The following is a 19,263-nucleotide window of genomic DNA, read 5'->3' as shown; positions in this document are numbered from 1 at the left end:
ACGCGGGCGCCGGCGCCGCACGTGGCGGCCCGGCTGGCGGGGCCGGAACAGTGCGGTCGGCAGTTTCTCCGACACCTGCTAAAATACACGGTTTTCCGTCGATTTCTCTCTTACGGGACCTGCCGTGCTTTCTACTGCCAACATCACGATGCAATTCGGGCCGAAGCCCTTGTTCGAGAATATCTCGGTCAAATTCGGCGAGGGCAACCGCTATGGTCTGATCGGCGCGAACGGCTGTGGCAAGTCGACCTTCATGAAGATCCTCGGCAGCGACCTCGAGCCGAGCGCCGGCAACGTCGCGCTGGAGCCGAACGTGCGTCTCGGCAAGCTGCGCCAGGACCAGTTCGCGTACGAAGACGTGCGCGTGCTCGACGTCGTGATGATGGGCCACACCGAGATGTGGGCCGCGATGACCGAGCGTGACGCGATCTACGCGAACCCGGAAGCCACCGACGACGACTACATGCACGCGGCCGAGCTCGAGGGCAAGTTCGCCGAATACGGCGGCTACGACGCCGAGGCGCGCGCGGGCGCGCTGCTGCTCGGCATCGGCATCGAGGAGAAGTTCCACAACGGCACGATGAGCGACGTCGCGCCGGGCTGGAAGCTGCGCGTGCTGCTCGCGCAGGCGCTGTTCTCGAAGCCCGACGTGCTGCTGCTCGACGAACCGACCAACAACCTCGACATCAACTCGATCCGTTGGCTCGAGCACACGCTCAACGAGTACAACTCGACGATGATCATCATCTCGCACGATCGTCACTTCCTGAACTCGGTGTGCACGCACATGGCCGACATGGACTACGGCACGCTGAAGGTCTGGCCGGGCAACTACGACGACTACATGCTCGCATCGGCACAGGCGCGCGAGCGTCAGGCCGCGGCGAACGCGCGCGCGAAGGAGCGCGTGGCCGAACTGCAGGACTTCGTGCGCCGCTTCTCGGCGAACAAGTCGAAGGCCCGCCAGGCAACGAGCCGCGCGAAGCAGATCGACAAGATCAAGATCGAGGAATTCAAGCCGTCGTCGCGCCAGAACCCGTTCATCCGCTTCGAGTTCGAGAAGAAGCTGCACAACGTCGCGGTGGTCGCCGAAGACATCACGAAGAAGTACGAGCGCACGATCTTCCAGAACTTCAACCTGTCGGTGCAGCCGGGCGAGCGGATCGCGATCATCGGCGAGAACGGCGCGGGCAAGACGACGCTGCTGCGTTCGCTGCTCGGCGCGCTCGAGCTCGATCACGGTACGGTGAAATGGTCCGAGAACGCGAATGTCGGCTACATGCCGCAGGACACGTACGAGGAGTTCCCGAACGACATCACGCTGATGGACTGGATCGACCAGTACCGCAAGGACGGCGACGACGAAACGATGGTGCGTGGCACGCTCGGCCGCCTGCTGTTCTCGTCGGACGACATCAAGAAGTCGGTGAAGGTGCTGTCGGGCGGTGAGAAGGGCCGCATGATCTGGGGCAAGCTGATGCTCGGCCGCCACAACGTGCTGCTGATGGACGAGCCGACCAACCACATGGACATGGAATCGATCGAGTCGCTGCAGATCGCGCTCGAGCAGTTCGAAGGCACGCTGATCTTCGTGTCGCACGACCGCGAATTCGTGAGCGGACTGGCGAACCGGATCATCGAAGTGCGCACGGACGGCACGCTGTTCGACTTCGGCGGCAATTACGAGGAGTTTCTGACGAGTCAGGGGCAGGAGTAATTGTCCTTTGCGCGTTGCGCAACGGCGGACGCTTCCGTTCATGTGCCGTGGTTAGACAGCAGGAAGCGCGGCGCATGGAGGGAAACCGCCAAAAACGCATCAGGCCCGCATCGACAGCATTGTCGATGCGGGCTTTTTCATTTCCGCCGCCGGCAAAGCCGGACAGCATCGTGCATTCCAGTTTCCTCCGATCAATCGACTTCGGGTAAATTACACTCCGAACGCCAATCCCCATTCCCCCCCACCCCCGACCCGGAGCCGCCCCTCGATGCAGGACCATCCTCTGCCGCTCGACCTGTCCGGCCTTGCGCCAAGCCTGTACGCGCAGGGCACCGAGGAAAGCATCCTGGCGCGGCTGATGGAGCGGATCGCGCCGACGAATCGCTTCTGCGTCGATATCGGCGCGAGCGACGGCCTGCGCAACAGCAACACCGCGCGGCTGCTGCGCGAACAGGACTGGGCTGGCGTGCTGGTGGAAGGCAGCGCGTACCGGTTCGGCAAGCTTGCCGCCCAATACGCGGGCGCGGAGCGCGTGCGTTTGCACCACGACCGCGTCCAGCCCGACACGGTCGACCTGTTGCTCGCCGATGCGAACGTGCCCGCCGACTTCGACCTGCTGTCGATCGATATCGACGGCAACGACTACTGGGTATGGCGCGGCCTGCAAGCGTTTCAGCCGCGCATCGTGGTGATCGAATACAACCCGTACTACACGCCGCCCGAACGCTGGGTCATGTGCTTCAATCCGGACCACGAATGGGACGGGTCGACCTATTACGGCGCGAGCCTCGAATCACTCGTTCATCTCGGCAGGCAGAAGGGCTATGAGCTCGTCTGCTGCGACGACATGGGCAACAACGCATTCTTCGTGCGGCAGGACCTGTACCCGCTGCTCGGCATCGCGAACAACGCTCCTTCGGTACTGTTCCGCCCGGCGATGTACAAGCTGCGCTACGTCGGGCACAACACGTTCCTGAGCGGGCATCCGTATCGGCACGGGCCGGCCGAGCACATCTGAATGGATCAGCCCGCCGTCATCTTCGACGAAATCCGCGACGCCTACGCGCTCGGCCAAAGCGGGCCGCCGCGGCAGGTCGGCGAACGCGTATGGCACCTGCCGACCGACGGCGGCGGCGTGGCGGTCAAGCTCTATGCGCCGGAGCATCATGCGCGCGCGGCCAAGGAAGCCGCCGTCCTCGCGCATTTCGAGACGCATGGCGATGTCCGCTTCCGTGTCCAGACGCTGAACCGCACGACGGCCGGCGAACCGCTGTGGACGGGCACCGGCGCGCGCGCGATGCTGACGCACTGGGTAGCGGGGCAGTTCAGAACCTACGATACGTTTTCGCCTGCCGAATGGGATGCGCTCGGCGCGAGTCTGGCGGCGTTGCATTTGAGCCTCGAACGGCTTCATCTGCCGTCGCTCGACACGATCCGCGCGCGGCTGGCCGCGATCGACGCGGACGCGGTGCGCCGCAGCCTGCTGGACGCGCTGGATCGCGCGCGCTCGAACGACGGCGCCGCGAACCTGCACCGCTATGTCGAACTCGCGCTGCGCATGATCGACCGCTACTATCCGGGCAGCGTCGAAGCGTTTCCCGCCGACGATCCGCAGCACCCGATCCACAACGATTACAACCAGTTCAACTACCTGTTCACGGACGCGGGCACGCCGCCGCTCATCCTAGACTGGGAAGCGTCGATCGGCGCGCCGCGCGAATACGAGCTGGTGCGTTGCCTGAATCATCTGCCGCTGGAGGCGCCGCACCTGGCGGAAGCCTTCGTGCGCGCGTACCGGCGGGTCCGGCCAGTGGATCCCGCGCGCATCGCATGGGCCGTCGATGCCGCGTGTCTGCAGCACGCGCTCAAGCTGTGGGTCGTGCAAGGCTGGCTCGACGATCCCGTGCGCTTCGCCGCGCACCTGAACGGGGCGGTGACGATGGCGTCCGCGATGGTGGACGCGCGCGGCCGTCTCGTCGATTTCTTTTCCCGTTGCATGGAAGCAGGAAGCTGAAGTGAATGCGAATCCGAACCGGGCCACGAACCCGCTGCCGTCCGGCGAACGGCAACATGTCTTCCCGCCGCCGCTGGATCGCGATTACCGCGTCGAAGACGGGCGCGTCCGGACGCGCTCGCTGGAAGCGCATATCGTCGATCACTGCAACCTGACCTGCGCGGAATGCTGCTCGCTGTCGCCGCTCCTGCCCGAGTGGCATGCGAACCCCGATTCGCTCGAGGTCGATCTGCGCATGGCCGCGAAGGTCTTGAGCCCGCGCATGTTCAAGCTGGTCGGCGGCGAACCGCTGCTGCATCCGGCACTCGTCGAGCTGATCGAACGCGTGCGCGCCACGGGCATCGCGCCCGTGATCTCGGTCACGACGAACGGCCTGAAGCTCGGCGAGATGCCGGACGCGTTCTGGCAGTCGGTGGATGCGCTGACGATCTCGCGCTACCCGAAGCCGTCGCTGTCGCCCGACCTGATTGCGTATGTCGAGCATCAGGCCGCACGCTTCGACGTACGTCTGAACTGGAAGGTGCAGGACGTGTTCACGACGATGAATCGCGCACAGCCCGGCACGGATCGCGACGACGCGCAGCGCCTCTATCGCGATTGCTGGATTCGCGAGCGGTGCCATATGATTCGCGACGGCATGTTCTACACGTGCACGCGTCCCGCGCATTTCCATACGCTGTACAAGGGCGAGAAGGATTTTCAATCCGACGGCCTGCCGTTGCGCGACGATGCAGGCATGCTCGACGCGATGCTCGCCTATCTGCAACGCGAGGCGCCGCTCGAAGCGTGCCTGCATTGCCAGGGCGGCAGCGCGCCGGTGGCGCCGCATCGCATCCTCAAACGTATTGAAGTGGACACCCTGAAGGCTCGTTATCCATGATCGTCGGCACGCGCGACCTGTTCGGTTTCGATCGTCTGCACTACCATCCGCGCAGCGGCGTATCGGCGTCCGGCATCCGGGCCGTCCTGCATGCTTCGGGGCAACCGGCCGGCGCGCCGGACACGGCCGCCATCGCGGGCTACCTGAGCGGCGAGCGTCCCATCAGTCGCACCGTGCTGCGCGACGTGCTGGCGGTGCCGCCCGGCCATGCGCTGATCCGTTCGCCGCAAGGGCTGGCGGTGCAGCCGTCGCCCGAGCGGCTGCAGCGCGGCGATCTGGAAACCGTGCTGCGCGCATCGCTGCAACGCGCGCTCGACAGCGGCAAGCGCGTCGCGCTGGCGCTGAGCGGCGGGCTCGATTCGGCGCTGCTGCTCGCGTTGCTGCGCGAACTCGGCGCGCAGCGGCACGTGACGTCCTACATCCTCGCGACCGACATGCCGGACTATTGCGAACGGGATGCCGCACTCGAACTGGCCGCGCAGATGCAGGCGACGGTGAAGATCGTGCGCGCGAACGAGGCCGATTTCGTGGCCGCGCTGCCGAGAACGACCCATGCGGTCGAGGAGCCGATGTTCAACCTGCATCCGGTCGCGAAGCTGCTGCTGGCCGAGGCGATGGCCGCGGACGGCATCGAGGTGGCCATCACCGGCGACGGTGCGGACCAGGTGCTGCGCCGCGACCGGTCGGCCAACTATCTGCCGCTGTGTCATGCGTTGTTCGATGCGGCGTCGGTCGACCTGCATCCGCCGTTTGTCGACGCCGCCGTCGTCGCGCATCTGACGAGCATCGCGCCCGATCCGGACAAGCAGTGCCTGCGCGATCTCGGTGCGCGCCTGAACCTGCCGGACCGGCTCGCGCACGGCCCCAAGCGCGGGCGGCTCGCACCGGCGATGGACCTCACGAAATTGCTCGATCGCGACCGCACGCGCGCGCTCGCCGATACGCTCGGTCTTACCGCGCCCACATTGCAGGCGGATACCGAACGCGTACTGTGGACGACGCTGACGCTGATCCTCGATCATCTCGACCACTTCCACTTCGATGCCGCGCATCGCCCAACCTGAGCCGCTCATGAAACGCATCCTGTTCTGCGTGGTGCCCGAAAAAGGGCACGTCAATCCGTGCATCGGCCCGGCCCAGCATCTGCGCGCCGCCGGCTGCGACGTCGCGTTCTACGCGCCGGCCGACATCAGCGCGCAGCTCGACGGCGCAGGCGACTTCACGTTCGTCGGGCCGCGCGAGACGCCAGAACGCCACGACCTGTCGCGCGGCGCGAGCTTCGCCGCGAACATTCGCGATTCCGACTGGCTGCGGCACTGGATCCGCACGCTGCTGATCGACCTTGCACCCGCGCAGGTGGACGGCATCCGCGCGGTGCTGCGCGAATGGCAACCCGACGTGGTCGTGATCGATCCGCTGCTCTATGCGGCGGCGATCGCCGCGGAGCTGGAAGGGCTGCCGTGGGTCTCGATGTCCAATTCGCTGAATCCAGTGCTGCCGGACGATCTCGATTCGGAACTGTTGCGCACGGTGCGCTGGCTCGCGCCGGAGCGCACGCGCCTGTTCGCGCGCTACGGTCTCGACGCGCGCTTTCGCGGTTGCGACATCCTGTCGCCGCATCTGACGCTCGCGTTCACGACCGACGCACTGGTCGGCGCGCCGCCGCCGGGTGTCGATCTGGTCGGGCCCGCGCTGCCGTCCGGCCCGCGCGGCGACGAGACGCCGTTCCCGTGGGAACGCCTCGACGCGGATCGCCCGCTCGTCTACATGTCGCTCGGCAGCCAGCTTTATTACCACCCGGACGTGTTCGCGAAGGTCATCGAAGCGACGCGCGCGACGTCGGCGCAGCTGGTGCTGTCGGTGGGCGAACTGGTCGATTCGGATCTGCTGCCGGCCGGCGACGAGCGCGTCGTCGCGGTGCGTTATGTGCCGCAACTGGCGCTGCTGCGGTGCACGCACGCGTTCGTCAGCCACGGCGGCGCGAATTCGGTGATGGAGTCGCTCGCGTGCGGCGTGCCGATGCTGCTGTCGCCGTTCTGCAACGACCAGTTCCATTCGGCGCACTTCGTCGAGCGGGCCGGCGCTGGGTGCGTGCTGGATCTGCAGCAGGCCGGTGTCGCGGACATTACCGATGCGCTCGAACGCCTGTTGCGTCCCGGCCCGCTGCGCGAGCACGCGGCGCGCATCCGTGCGAGCTACGCGCGCGACGGCTCGGCGCAGGCCGCCCGCCTGATCAACGCACTCGCTTCAGGAAGCCGCCTGGCGACAGCGTCATGAGCACGCGGTCCTCGATGTCCTCGTCGACTTCGAACCGGTCGTCGCGGGCGAGAAATTCACGTACGGCCGTCGCCGGGTTGTTGCCCTTGCCGTACGGCTTGCCGTCGAACATCGATGCCGGCAGATACTCCATGATGGTGTCCATCACGATCGCGTAGCTGCCGGGCGTTACGAGGGATGCATAGCATTCGAGTTCGCGCAGCACGTGCGCGTGCGTATGCGTGAGATCGAGGATTGCCATCACGCGCGCGCCGTCGCCGATCTGCGCGCGCACCGACGCGAGCGTGTCGGCCGCGCACGATTCGCCTTCGATCAGCACCATGCGATGGGCGAGCCGGTGCGATTGCAGGCGCTGCCTGACCTCGTCGCGCAGGCGCGGTTCGATCGCGACGACGCGGCCGCGATCGCCCGTCAGTTCCAGCATCGATGCGGAGAACACGACGCCGCCGCCCGCCGCGATGCCGGTCTGCACGATGCAGTCGGGGCGCTCGCGCCAGATCAGTTCCTGGAGCGCGAGCATGTCGCCGGGCAGATGGAAGAAGCGCTCGCCGAGCCAGCGCGTCTGGAACAGATGGTCGAATTCGGCAGCGCGCGTCAGCCATTCGATGTTGATGTCCCGCATGCGGGCCGAAGGACGCTCTGACATGGTCAATGCAACGAGTAGGAGTGACGTGAAAACGCTGGAACCCTGGCTTCACCGGCACTGGAACCTCGGGCCGGCGCGCCTGCAGGCGCTGTCGTCGGGCCATACTAACAAAACGTACCTCGTCGAGTGCGATTCGGAGCGCGTGGTGCTGCGCGTGTCGTGGTCCGGCAAGCCGGTCGAGCAGGTGCATCGCGAGGCGTCGATACTCGGCGATCTCGGCCGTTCGCGCACGGCGCCGATGCTGCCCGCGCTGCCGCGACTGCGGCCGACCGTGGACGCGCAGTCCGGAGTGCAGGCTCCCGATGGAAGCTGGCTGCATGTGTTCGAGCATATCGACGGCAGCCCCGGCCTGCCTGACGATGCGCAAGCGGGCGCGATCGATGCGATGCGCGCGCTCGCGCATCTGCATGCGGCGCTGGCATCGATACCCGCGAGCGCATCGGCGCCGCTGGCGTGGCTGTCGGCGCGCCATGCGCGCGTATCGGCACGTGCGATGCCGTCCTTGTCGGCCGACTTGAGCCGCCACTACGAGACGATGATCCGGCGCATCGGCGCGCATCTCGAAGTCGCTGCACGCTGGCTGACGGGGCCGGTGCATTGGCTGCACGGCGACTATCATGCGGGCAACCTGTTGTATGTGGGGCATACGGTGAATGGCGTGCTCGATTTCGACGACGTCGGGCAGGGCGCACAGTGGCTCGAGGCGGCCTTTGCGCTGTTCGCGCTGTCGCGCGATGCGGGCAGGGACGATCGCTTCGTGTTCGATGCGCAGCGATGGGAGGCCGGCCTGCAAGCCTATACGGCGATGCGGCCCGATGCTGCGCCGGACTGGATGCGCGCGAACCGCGAGGCGTTGATATCCCTGTTCTGCGTGGACCAGACGCTGATTCATCTGGAAGCCGCGCAGCGCGGCCTGTGGATGCCGGGGCCCGGCATCGGGTTTCTCGGCGGCTGGCGGCAGTTGCTGGACGGCGCGGCGCCCTGAAGCCGGCCGCCGCGTCAGGTTTGTCGATTCAGGAACAGGCGCACGGCTTCGACCGTGTTGGGCCGCGCTTCGCCATGCCGCGATCCGTCGTGCATGCAGAACAGCACGTCGCGATGCCGTGCCGCGCTGTCGGCGACATGCGCGCGCATTGCGTCGAACAGCGCCTCGGGCGACGGCGCCGGGCGCTGCCAATCGTCGAGGATTGCGGTCCAGCCTGTGTGTTCGCGTTGAAGGCGTGCAAGTACGCCGGCGCGATTGTCCTGCGGTACCAGCCCATAAGGCAGGCGCAGCGGGATCGTATCCGGCGCGGGCATACCGGCCCGGCGATACGCGTCGCGAATCAGCGAGTCGGTCGCATCGATTTCGGCGATCAGCACGTCGTCCGCCAGCGCGCCCGGCTTCGCGTGGGAATGGGTGTGGTTGCCGAGCCGATGGCCTTCACGCGCCATTCTCGCCGCGATGTCGAGCGCGCCTGCGAGGTTCTTGCCGAGCAGGAAGAAGGTCGCGTTGCACGACACGGCGCGCAGGACGTCGAGCAAGGGCGGTGTCGACGGGCCTGGGCCGTCGTCGAAACTGAGGTGAATGGACATCGCGGATGGACGCGCCGTTTGAGGTGGACAGGACAGAAGAAACGATAGCGCAAGTTCCGCGGGCTGGCGGCGGCCAGCCAATCGATTCGACGCGAGATCGGCCGGATGGCCGGAACGGCCGGCGACGACCCGTGACGCTACGCGTGTGCCCGTGATACGGATCGGCGTTCGCGCGGTCTGCCGGGTATCGCCCGCCGCGCGACTCAATCGGCCAGCCGCTTGTCCGCGAGCGCCTTGCAGCAGTCGTCGTACACCCATTGCACGAGTTTCGCCCGATAGTCGAGATCGTCGGTATCGACGATTTCCTCGACCGCGTCGCGCGCCCACGGCGCGTCGACGAACCCGGCGTGCCGCTTCGCGATGTCCTGCGCGAGCGCCGCGAGCTTGGCGATCGCGAGCCAGTCGGCCTGACGGTGATGGCGGTCGAGCCAGCGGTGCGCGGCCTGGACCTGGAACGTGGCGTCCGGCCACGATTCGTTGAGGTAAAACGCGCCGAGATTGCCGCAGGTGAGCCAGCAAAGCAGCTCCAGGCGGTCTTGCGAGCCGAGGGTATGGGATGCGTCGGACATGGCAGCGCTCACGAAATGCGTCGATTCCGGGCGGCGCCGGTCGCAATGGGCCGGTGCCGATAATAAAAACATAGCACGATGCGGGCCCGGCCGCGTACCCGGGCGGATGCTGGCACGACGGCGGCATGGCGGACGCCGGGCCGGCGTTCACGCCGACGGCGCAGCGAGGGTGCGGCAGAGGCCGGAGTCCTTTCGAATGGCTGTCAATCGTCACACCAGTCGACCGCAACGCTCGCTAGAATGTCGGCTTCCCCGCGAAGCATGGGGCTGGAGTACCTGCTCCCGCCGCCATAAGCGCTAAAGCGCCAACTCTGCCCGACAGGAGACGGAACACGATGAAAATCTACGACCAGTTCTATATCGACGGCGCATGGCGCAAACCGGCCGGAACCGGCACGATCGACGTGATCGACTCGGGCACCGAAGCCGTGATCGGCCGGATTCCGGAGGGCATCGCCTCCGACGCGCAGGACGCGATCCGCGCGGCGCGCGCGGCCTTCGACGCGTGGGCGGCGACGCCGGCCGCGACGCGCGCGGGCTATCTGCGCAAGATCGTCGAGCGTCTGCAGGCGCGCAGCGAGGAACTCGCGCAGTCGATCACCGGCGAAGTCGGGATGCCGATCAAGCTGTCGCGCGCGATCCAGGTCGGCGGCCCGATCTACAACTGGAAGGCGTATGCGAAGCTCGCCGAGTCGTTCGAATTCGAGGCACGGATCGGCAACTCGCTCGTGGTGCGCGAGCCGGTCGGCGTGGTCGCGGCGATCACGCCGTGGAACTACCCGCTCAACCAGGTCACGCTGAAGGTCGCGCCGGCGCTCGCGGCCGGCTGCACGGTCGTCCTGAAGCCGTCCGAAGTCGCGCCGCTCAACGCATTCATGCTCGCCGAAGCGATTCACGAAGCCGGCCTGCCGGCCGGCGTGTTCAACCTCGTGTGCGGCTACGGTCCGGTCGTCGGCGAAGTGCTGGCTACCGACCCGGACGTCGACATGGTGTCGTTCACGGGCTCGACGCGCGCCGGCAAGCGCGTGGCCGAGCTGGCGGCCGCGGGCGTCAAGCGCGTCGCGCTCGAACTGGGCGGCAAGTCGGCGTCGGTGATCCTCGACGATGCCGATTTCGCGACGGCGGTGAAGGGCACGGTCAACGCGTGCTACCTGAACGCGGGGCAGACCTGCTCGGCGCACACGCGGATGCTGGTGCCGGAAGCGCGCTACGAAGAGGCGCGCGAGATCGCGAAGGCCGCGGCCGAAACGTATGTCGCGGGCGACCCGCGGCAGGACGCGACGCGCCTCGGCGCGCTCGCGTCGGCCGTGCAGCAGCAGCGCGTGCAGGCGTACATCCAGCGCGGGATCGATGAAGGCGCGGAACTCGTGACGGGCGGCACGGGCCTGCCGGAGGGGCTCGCGAAAGGTTTCTTCGTGAAGCCGACCGTGTTCGGCCGCGTCGATCCGAAATCGACGATCGCGCAGGAGGAGATCTTCGGGCCGGTGCTGTCGATCATCACGTATCGCGACGAAGACGAAGCCGTGCGGATCGCGAACGATTCGCCGTACGGGCTCGGCGGCGCGGTATGGGCCGGCAGCGACGAACGTGCGATGGGCATCGCGCGGCGCATCCGCACGGGGCAGGTCGACATCAACGGCGGCGCGTGGAACGGCGCCGCGCCGTTCGGCGGCTACAAGCAGTCGGGGCACGGCCGCGAGAACGGCGTGTATGGGCTCGAAGAGTATCTCGAGTACAAGTCGATGCAGTTGAAGCCAGCGAAGCCGGCCTGAGCGTTTCGCACCGCATGAACCGGAAACGGCACGCTCGCGTGCCGTTTTTTATTGACGGCCGTCAAGGTGCGCTGCAGTGAATCGTCGATCATCGCGGTTCCGATGTTCCGACGAGGTATCCGATGACCGTACGCACTTCCTTTCCGCCGCTGACGATACGCGGCCGCACCTTGCTGCCCGTCGTGCAGGGTGGCATGGGCGTCGGCATCTCCGCGCACCGGCTGGCGGGCAGCGTCGCCCGCGAAGGCGCGGTCGGCACGATCGCGAGCATCGACCTGCGCCACCATCATGCGGACCTGCTCGCGCGTTGTCGTGCGCAGCCCGATCGCGCGACGCTCGAGGCCGCGAACCTCGACGCATTGGCGCGCGAGATCCGTCTCGCGAAGACCTACGGCGAAGGGCGCGGGATGATCGCGGTCAACGTGATGAAGGCGGTGAGCGCGCATGCGGACTACGTGCGAGTCGCGTGCGACGAAGGCGCCGATGCGATCGTGATGGGCGCGGGCCTGCCGCTCGATCTGCCCGATCTCACACAAGGACACGACGTCGCGCTGATCCCGATCCTGTCGGACAGCCGTGGAATCGCGCTCGTGCTGAAGAAGTGGATGAAGAAGGGGCGCCTGCCCGATGCGATCGTGATCGAGCATCCGGCGCACGCGGGCGGCCACCTCGGCGTCACGCAGATCGACGACATGCATGACGCGCGCTTCGATTTCGCGCGTGTGCTTGACGAGACCGCGCAGGTGATGGCGTCGCTGGGCCTCGCGCGCGACACGATCCCGCTGATCGTTGCGGGCGGGATCAACAGTCACGAGATGGTGCGTGCGGCGCTCGCGGCCGGTGCGAACGGCGTGCAGGTCGGGACGCCGTTCGCGGTGACGGAAGAGGGCGACGCGCATCCGGATTTCAAGCGCGTGCTCGCCGATGCGGCACCCGACGACATCGTCGAATTCGTCAGCGTGACGGGGCTGCCCGCGCGCGCGGTGAAGACGCCGTGGCTCGATCGTTACTTGCGCAACGAGACGCGGATCCGCAACAAGCTCGGCGCATTCAAGCAGCGCTGTCCGACCGCGCTCGAATGCCTGAGCGTATGCGGCTTGCGCGACGGCATCGAGAAGTTCGGCCATTTCTGCATCGACACGCGGCTGGCGGCCGCGCTGCGCGGCGACGTCGCGAACGGGCTGTTCTTCCGCGGCCGCGAAGCGCTGCCGTTCGGCCGCGCGATCCGCAGCGTGCGCGATTTGCTCGACCTGCTGCTGACGGGCCGTGCGACCGAGCCTGCGGCAAACCGTCCCACGTTTACGCTGGCTTGACGAATATCAAGATAAGGAAAAGACCCTACGAGGAGAATGGAAACCATTCTTTGGGGGTCCGTACCATGCATAAAACGATTCGAACTTTTGTCACCGCTGCCGCCGTCGCGGCAAGCTTCGTCGCGATGCCGTCGGTGTCGCACGCGGCGTCGCCGGGCGACGGCATCAACCAGGGTGACGTACTGGTCCGGCTGCGCGCGATCAGCATCCAGCCGAACGAGCGCGCGAGCGACACGCTCGGCTCGCTCAACGTCGGCGTGAACAACGCGATCGTGCCCGAGCTCGACTTCACGTACATGATCCGCGACTACCTCGGCGTCGAGCTGATCCTCGGCACGTCGCGGCACCAGGTGACGTCGAGCCTCGGCAACCTTGGCGGCGTGGGCGTGCTGCCGCCGACGCTGCTGCTGCAGTACCACTTCAACCATGCCGGCAAGGTGCGTCCGTACGTCGGCGCCGGGTTGAACTACACGTACTTCTACAACAACGGGCTCAACGTCGGCGGGGAGGGCGTGTCGATCAACAAGAGCAGCTTCGGCCCCGCACTGCAGTTCGGCGTCGACGTGCAGTTGACGAAGAAGGTATTCATGAACGTCGACGTGAAGAAGATCTGGATGAGCACCGATGCGACGCTCGGCGACAAGGGCATCGGCACGCTGCATATCGATCCGTTGATCGTCGGCGTGGGCGTCGGGATGAAGTTCTAGACGCGGCGGGAAAAGAACAGAGTTGGGGTTGGCGGCATGTCAGTCGGCATGCCGCTTTTTTTATGCGCGGCGGATTTACAGCTTGTCGTACTGGAAGCGCATCGCGGTGCCTTCGCGCGTGATGCGCTCCCACACCGCGCGCTTCTCGTCGTCGCTCAGGAAGACCCAGTTCGACACTTCGGCGGCCGTGCGGCCGCAGCCCTTGCAGACTTCGTCGAAGAGGGTCGAGCACACGCCGATGCAGGGGCTGTCGGGCAGGTCGTGGAGATTGGAGGCCATCGGGAGGGTTCGCGCGGTTGAGTCGTCAGCCGCCATTTTAATGCATCGCGGCCGGTCGGCCCGGCGGGAGCGGCCGGCATGCCGTGCCGGCGCATCGTCACGACAGTGCGGCCGGTCGGTCCGGCGCGGAAGCTCGGCAACGGCTGGCCGACAAGGCCGCCCGCCAGGCGCCGGGGCCGCAGCGCGCCGAGATTTTCACCGGTGAAACGGCGGCGCGCACAAGCCGTTGGGCGCGCGACCCGAGCAGCCGGCGAACGCGGTTGCGCCGCTGCCCGTTTTTCCCGGTGGACAGCCGTCGATTACCCGATAGAATTCCCCTCGGAATGCCCGACCGCACGAGCGGCCTGACTGGCCGGCGGCGGTAATCTGTTCCGTTTGCGCGACACCGGCATGATTTTTTTGTGACGGAGCGCGAATGGTGGTAGTTTTCGGGGTTTTCGAGGGGCGGAGCACCAGAATGCGCCGCCGTGACGAGGCAGACGGCAGCCGGACAAACGGTCCGGCCGGAGGGAGAACGGGATGAAAGCAAAGGTAGTGGGCCGGTTCGCAGCGCTCGCGCTGTGCGTGGGTGCATCGGCGGCAGCGGCGAAGGATACGCAGCTCAATGTCTATAACTGGTCGGACTACATTGCGAAGGATACGATCCCGAACTTCGAGAAGCAGGCGGGCGTCAAGGTCCGCTACGACAACTACGACAGCGACGACACGCTGCAGGCGAAGCTGCTGACGGGCAGCTCGGGCTACGACATCGTCGTGCCGACCAGCAACTACGCGGGCAAGCAGATCGCCGCCGGCATCTTCGCACCGCTCGACAAGTCGAAGCTGCCGAACCTCAAGTACCTCGATCCGCAACTGATGGCGCTCGTCGCGGGCGCGGACCCGGGCAACAAGTACTCGGTGCCCTGGGCGTACGGCACGACGGGTCTCGCGTACAACATGACCAAGGCGCAGCAGGCGCTCGGCAAGGCCCCGCTCGACAACTGGGACATCCTGTTCAAGCCGGAAAACATCTCGAAGCTGAAGACCTGCGGCGTGTCGGTGCTCGACGCGCCCGACCAGATGTTCGCGGCAACGCTGCACTACATCGGCAAGGATCCGATGAGCACGAACCCGGCCGACTACAAGGCCGCGATGGAAGTGCTGAAGAAGATCCGCCCGTACATCACGCAATTCAACTCGTCGGGCTACATCAACGATCTGGTCGGCGGCGACATCTGCTTCGCGTTCGGCTGGTCGGGCGACGTCGTGATCGCGAAGCATCGCGCGATCGAGGCGAAGAAGCCGTACAAGGTCGAGTACTACATTCCGAAGGGCGGCGCGCCGGTGTGGTTCGACGTGATGGCGATCCCGAAGGATGCGAAGAACAAGGATGCCGCGCTGCAGTGGATCAACTACATCGAGGATCCGAAGGTGCACGCGGCGATCACGAACGCGGTGTACTACCCGAGCGCCAACGCCGAGGCACGCAAGTACGTGCGGCCCGACGTCGCGAACGATCCGGCCGTCTACCCGCCGGCCGACGTCGTGAAGACGCTGTTCCTGCTCAAGCCGCTGCCGCCTGAAATCCAGCGCCTGCAGACGCGTCTGTGGACCGAGCTGAAGTCGGGCCGCTGACGCGAGCCGGCGTTCCCCCAGCAGTCATGAAGCCCCTGGTGCCCCCGGGGGCTTTGTTCGTTAAACGCAGGAGAGAAGCAGCACATCATGAATAGCCAGTCGGGTGCGCCGGTCGCGGGCGCACCGTCCTCCGTTTCCTCCTCCGGCGCCGATGCGCGCGCCGAGAACTTTGTCCAGATCGTCGACGTCGTGAAGAAATTCGGCGACACCGAGGCCGTACGCAGCGTCAACCTGACCGTGCGCCGGGGCGAGCTGTTCGCGCTGCTCGGCAGCTCGGGCTGCGGCAAGTCGACGTTGTTGCGGATGCTCGCGGGCCTCGAGACGGTCACGTCGGGCAAGATCCTGATCGACGGCGAGGACCTCGCGCAGATGCCGCCGTACAAGCGGCCCGTGAACATGATGTTCCAGTCGTATGCGCTGTTCCCGCACATGTCGGTCGAGTCGAACGTCGCGTTCGGCCTGAAGCAGGAAGGCGTGCCGAAGGCCGAGCTGAAGGAGCGCGTGCATGCGGCGCTCGAACTCGTGCAGATGAGCAAGTACGCGAAGCGCAAGCCGCATCAGCTCTCCGGCGGCCAGCAGCAGCGCGTCGCGCTCGCGCGTTCGCTGGTCAAGCGCCCGAAGCTGCTGCTGCTCGACGAGCCGATGTCCGCGCTCGACAAGCAGATCCGCCAGCGCACGCAGATCGAGCTCGTCAACATCCTGAACAAGGTCGGCGTCACCTGCATCATGGTCACGCACGACCAGGAAGAAGCGATGACGATGGCGAACCGCCTCGCGGTGATGAGCGAAGGGCAGATCGTGCAGATCGGTTCGCCGAACGAGGTCTACGAATATCCGAACAGCCGCTTCTCGGCCGAGTTCATCGGCTCGACGAACCTGTTCGACGGCATGACCGTCGAGGACGAACCCGATCACGTGTACATCGAATCGCCGGAGCTGCCGAGCCGGCTGTACGTGAGCCACGGGATCTCGGGCCCGCTCGGGATGCCGGTCACGGTGTCGGTGCGCCCCGAGCGGATCGCGCTCACGCGCAAGCCGCCCGAAGGCGCGTTCAACTGGGCGCGCGGCAGGATCGGCAATGTCGCGTACATGGGCGGTTATTCGCTGTATCACGTTAAGCTCGACGCGGGCAAGACGGTGATCGCGAACGTATCGAGCCTCGCGATTTCGGAGCTCGACACGCCGTCGCTCGGCGACGAGATCTACGTGCGCTGGAGCGCGACCGCAGGCGTGGTGCTGACGTCATGAGCGCCTTCAAGTCCCTGCTCGAGTGGCCGGTGCGGCGCTTCAACCTGACGGGCGCCACGGCGGTCGTCGCCGGACCGTTCACGTGGCTCGTGCTGTTCTTCCTCGTGCCGTTCGTGCTGGTCGTCAAGATCAGCTTCGCGGAGCTGCAGCTCGGCATCCCGCCGTACACGGAACTCGCGTCGTACGCGGACGGCGTCGTGCACGTCGCGCTGAACCTGTCGCACTACGCGTTCCTGTTCACGGACAGCCTGTATTTCGCGACCTACGTGAACTCGGTGTGGGTGGCCGCGGTCACGACGCTGTTGTGTCTGCTGATCGGCTATCCGATGGCGTACTACATCGCGCGCTCGAACCCGGCGACCCGCAACCTGCTGATGATGGGCGTGATGCTGCCGTTCTGGACGTCGTTCCTGATCCGCGTGTATGCATGGATCGGCATCCTGAAGAACAACGGGCTGCTGAACAACTTCCTGATGTGGATCGGCCTGACCCATACGCCGATCGAGCTGTACCGCACGAACTACGCGGTGTACATCGGGATGGTGTATTCGTACCTGCCGTTCCTCGTGATGCCGCTCTACGCGCACCTCGTGAAGATGGACCTGCGCCTGCTCGAAGCCGCATACGACCTCGGCGCGAAACCGTGGAAGGCGTTCGTGCAGATCACGCTGCCGCTGTCGAAGAACGGGATCATCGCGGGTTGCCTGCTGGTGTTCATCCCGGCGGTCGGCGAGTACGTGATTCCGGAACTGCTCGGCGGCGCGAACACGCTGATGATCGGCCGCGTGATGTGGAATGAGTTCTTCAACAACGCGGACTGGCCGATGGCGTCGGCCGTGACCTGCGCGATGGTGCTGCTGCTGCTCGTGCCGATGGCGATGTTCCAGCACTTCCAGGCGAAGGAGCAGGAGGCCCGTCGATGAAGCCGAATCGTTACCTGCAGTTCGCGGTGCTGTTTGCCGGCTTCGCGTTCCTGTACATCCCGATCCTCAGCCTGATCGTCTATTCGTTCAACGAGTCGAAGCTCGTCACCGTGTGGTCGGGTTTTTCGTTCCGCTGGTACTCGGCGCTCGTCGAGGACGACGAGCTGCTGACGGCCGCGTGGCTGTCGCTGAAGATCGGCGTGCTGACCGCGTTCGCGTCGGTGTTCATCGGCACGTGGGCCGGCTTCGTGCTCGCGCGGATGGGGCGCTTTCGCGGCTTCGCGCTCTTCAGCGGGATGATCAACGCGCCGCTCGTGATTCCCGAGGTGATCCAGGGGATCTCGCTGCTGCTGCTGTTCATCGAGCTCTCGAAGTGGATCGGCTGGCCGGCCGAGCGCGGCATCTTCACGATCTGGCTCGGCCACGTGATGCTGTGCATCTCGTATGTCGCGATCATCGTGCAGTCGCGCGTGCGCGAGCTGAATCCGTCGCTGGAAGAAGCCGCGCTCGATCTCGGCGCGACGCCGCTGAAGGTGTTCTTCACGATCACGCTGCCGCTGATCTCGCAGGCGCTGATCGCGGGCTGGCTGCTGTCGTTCACGCTGTCGATCGACGACCTCGTGCTGTCGGCGTTCCTGTCGGGCCCCGGTTCGACGACGCTACCGCTCGTCGTGTTCTCGCGCGTGCGCCTCGGGCTGAACCCGGAGATGAACGCGCTCGCGACGCTGTTCATCGTCGCGGTGACGGCCGGCGTCGTGATCGCGAACTTCGTGATGCTGCGGCAAGAGCGCAAGCGGATGGCGGGATTCGCGACCTGACGCGCAGGTTGCGGCCGCAACGAAAAACGCCCGGTGCCGACGACGAGTCGGGCCGGGCGTTTTGTTTGGCGGCGCTGACCTGCAGCCGCCGGAGGTTCACGCGCCGAACGCCGCCTTCGCCAGCATTCCGAGCGCGACGCACACGAGCACGGCCGCGAAGCCGGCCTGCACGTGTCGCGCGGCAAGGTGCCGCGACGCACCGCGTCCGGCGGCCATGCCGAGCGCGGTCGCGACGGTGAACCACAGCGTCACGTCGAGCGGCGCGCGCGTGCCCGACACGAGCGTCGCGAACACGCCGCCGGTGCCGACCAGCGCGATCACCATCAGCGACGTCGCGACGATGCCGTGCATCGACACGTTCGTGAACTTGCGCAGCATCGGCACGATCACGAAGCCGCCGCCGACGCCGAGCAGCCCCGTCATCAGGCCGGTTACCGCGCCGGTCGACGCGAGCGCGAAGCCGACCGGCCAGGACCACACGAGACGGCCCGTATCGGGATTCACGCGACCGACGCACAGCGGCGACGCGTCCGTGTCGACGCTCGCGTGTCGCAGCGCCTGCCGCAGCAGGCGGCCGGCGACGATCAGCATCGTCAGCGCGAACAGCGCGAGCAGCAGGCGCTGCGGCAGCACGTGCGCGAGCCGCACGCCGAGCGTGGTCAGCGGCACGCCGGCCACGGCCATCAGCAGCGCAGCACGATAGCGCACGAGCCCGCGGCGGAAGCCTTCGAGCGCGCCGAGCGCGGCACTGCCGGCCACCGCGACAAGCGCGACGGGCGTGGCCTGCTGCATCGGCCAGCTCATGCCGACGACGAGTGCGGGCACCGCGAGAATGCCGCCGCCGGCGCCGGTCAGGCCGAGCACGGCGCCGACGAAGCCGCCCAGTACGAGGGAAATCAGCATGACGTCAT

General features: G+C 66.5%; 19 protein-coding genes. 14 read left to right on the top strand and 5 right to left on the bottom strand.

All coding sequences use genetic code 11. The features are described from left to right. Nucleotides 1-124: 124 nt before the first annotated feature. The 6 genes from BT264_RS23695 (at nt 125) to BT264_RS23670 (ending at nt 6,888) form a co-directional block, all read left to right on the top strand. Nucleotides 125-1,717, top strand: coding sequence for an ABC-F family ATPase (locus BT264_RS23695; protein ID WP_072441319.1), 1,593 nt, complete (start codon nt 125-127; stop codon nt 1,715-1,717). A gap of 268 nt (nt 1,718-1,985) precedes the next feature. After that, the gene (locus BT264_RS23690) at nt 1,986-2,735 is read left to right on the top strand and encodes an FkbM family methyltransferase (RefSeq protein WP_072441316.1); all 750 of its coding nucleotides are present in this window, start codon (nt 1,986-1,988) and stop codon (nt 2,733-2,735) included. Continuing rightward, nucleotides 2,736-3,731, top strand: a complete 996-nt coding sequence (locus tag BT264_RS23685; RefSeq protein ID WP_072441313.1) for a phosphotransferase enzyme family protein — start codon at nt 2,736-2,738, stop codon at nt 3,729-3,731. 1 nt (nt 3,732) lies between these two features. Then, nucleotides 3,733-4,611 carry a GTP 3',8-cyclase MoaA family protein gene (locus BT264_RS23680; RefSeq protein WP_072441310.1) on the top strand — a complete coding sequence of 293 codons (879 nt, stop codon included), beginning with the start codon at nt 3,733-3,735 and terminating at the stop codon, nt 4,609-4,611. Beyond that, nucleotides 4,608-5,675, top strand: coding sequence for an asparagine synthase-related protein (locus BT264_RS23675; RefSeq protein WP_072441307.1), 1,068 nt, complete (start codon nt 4,608-4,610; stop codon nt 5,673-5,675). The genes BT264_RS23680 and BT264_RS23675 overlap by 4 nt, the downstream gene beginning before the upstream one ends. A 7-nt stretch (nt 5,676-5,682) precedes the next feature. Next, complete coding sequence (locus tag BT264_RS23670; protein WP_072441304.1) at nt 5,683-6,888, top strand: glycosyltransferase; 1,206 nt, start codon at nt 5,683-5,685, stop codon at nt 6,886-6,888. Here the strand turns inward: BT264_RS23670 and BT264_RS23665 are convergent. Continuing rightward, a complete protein-coding gene (locus tag BT264_RS23665) occupies nt 6,845-7,534 on the bottom strand; it encodes a cephalosporin hydroxylase family protein (RefSeq protein ID WP_072441301.1) in 690 nt (229 codons plus the stop codon). The two genes, BT264_RS23670 and BT264_RS23665, sit on opposite strands and share 44 nt — an antisense overlap. Nucleotides 7,535-7,559: 25 nt before the next feature. Here BT264_RS23665 and BT264_RS23660 point away from each other — a divergent pair, with 25 nt between their 5' ends. Beyond that, nucleotides 7,560-8,519 (top strand): phosphotransferase, encoded by a 960-nt coding sequence (locus BT264_RS23660; protein WP_072441298.1) that lies wholly within the window; start codon nt 7,560-7,562, stop codon nt 8,517-8,519. 14 nt (nt 8,520-8,533) lie between these two features. Here the strand turns inward: BT264_RS23660 and BT264_RS23655 are convergent, their stop codons facing one another. Continuing rightward, a complete protein-coding gene (locus tag BT264_RS23655) occupies nt 8,534-9,109 on the bottom strand; it encodes a polysaccharide deacetylase family protein (protein WP_072441295.1) in 576 nt (191 codons plus the stop codon). A gap of 203 nt (nt 9,110-9,312) precedes the next feature. Next, on the bottom strand, nt 9,313-9,678 hold the full coding sequence (locus BT264_RS23650; protein ID WP_034181339.1) for a hypothetical protein: 366 nt from the start codon (nt 9,676-9,678) through the stop codon (nt 9,313-9,315). A 335-nt stretch (nt 9,679-10,013) separates the two neighbouring features. Here BT264_RS23650 and BT264_RS23645 point away from each other — a divergent pair, with 335 nt between their 5' ends. The 3 genes from BT264_RS23645 (at nt 10,014) to BT264_RS23635 (ending at nt 13,470) form a co-directional block, all read left to right on the top strand. Continuing rightward, nucleotides 10,014-11,450, top strand: coding sequence for an aldehyde dehydrogenase family protein (locus tag BT264_RS23645; protein WP_072441292.1), 1,437 nt, complete (start codon nt 10,014-10,016; stop codon nt 11,448-11,450). Nucleotides 11,451-11,572: 122 nt separating this feature from the next. Next, nucleotides 11,573-12,763, top strand: a complete 1,191-nt coding sequence (locus BT264_RS23640; RefSeq protein ID WP_072441289.1) for an NAD(P)H-dependent flavin oxidoreductase — start codon at nt 11,573-11,575, stop codon at nt 12,761-12,763. A gap of 65 nt (nt 12,764-12,828) precedes the next feature. Continuing rightward, nucleotides 12,829-13,470, top strand: a complete 642-nt coding sequence (locus tag BT264_RS23635; protein ID WP_072441287.1) for an OmpW/AlkL family protein — start codon at nt 12,829-12,831, stop codon at nt 13,468-13,470. Between the two features lie 75 nt (nt 13,471-13,545). On the opposite strand, the gene BT264_RS23630 is transcribed toward BT264_RS23635, so the two are convergent. Next, nucleotides 13,546-13,749, bottom strand: coding sequence for a DUF1289 domain-containing protein (locus BT264_RS23630; RefSeq protein ID WP_006493160.1), 204 nt, complete (start codon nt 13,747-13,749; stop codon nt 13,546-13,548). Between the two features lie 519 nt (nt 13,750-14,268). On the opposite strand from BT264_RS23630, the gene BT264_RS23625 reads away from it, so the two are divergent. The 4 genes from BT264_RS23625 (at nt 14,269) to BT264_RS23610 (ending at nt 18,352) form a co-directional block, all read left to right on the top strand. Next, the gene (locus tag BT264_RS23625; RefSeq protein WP_072441284.1) at nt 14,269-15,363 is read left to right on the top strand and encodes a polyamine ABC transporter substrate-binding protein; all 1,095 of its coding nucleotides are present in this window, start codon (nt 14,269-14,271) and stop codon (nt 15,361-15,363) included. Nucleotides 15,364-15,450: 87 nt separating this feature from the next. Then, entirely contained in the window at nt 15,451-16,611 is a 1,161-nt protein-coding gene (locus tag BT264_RS23620) for an ABC transporter ATP-binding protein (RefSeq protein ID WP_072441282.1), read from the top strand. Continuing rightward, on the top strand, nt 16,608-17,534 hold the full coding sequence (locus BT264_RS23615) for an ABC transporter permease subunit (RefSeq protein ID WP_072441279.1): 927 nt from the start codon (nt 16,608-16,610) through the stop codon (nt 17,532-17,534). Before BT264_RS23620 ends, BT264_RS23615 begins: the two co-directional genes overlap by 4 nt. Next, nucleotides 17,531-18,352, top strand: coding sequence for an ABC transporter permease subunit (locus BT264_RS23610; RefSeq protein ID WP_072441276.1), 822 nt, complete (start codon nt 17,531-17,533; stop codon nt 18,350-18,352). Before BT264_RS23615 ends, BT264_RS23610 begins: the two co-directional genes overlap by 4 nt. A gap of 96 nt (nt 18,353-18,448) precedes the next feature. On the opposite strand, the gene BT264_RS23605 is transcribed toward BT264_RS23610, so the two are convergent. Continuing rightward, entirely contained in the window at nt 18,449-19,255 is an 807-nt protein-coding gene (locus tag BT264_RS23605; RefSeq protein WP_072441273.1) for a sulfite exporter TauE/SafE family protein, read from the bottom strand. Nucleotides 19,256-19,263: the final 8 nt, after the last annotated feature.

The sequence above is a fragment of the Burkholderia sp. NFPP32 genome (assembly GCF_900119325.1).
Classification (GTDB): Bacteria; Pseudomonadota; Gammaproteobacteria; order Burkholderiales; family Burkholderiaceae; genus Burkholderia; species Burkholderia pyrrocinia_C.
This window is presented reverse-complemented; position numbering and strand designations above follow the sequence as displayed.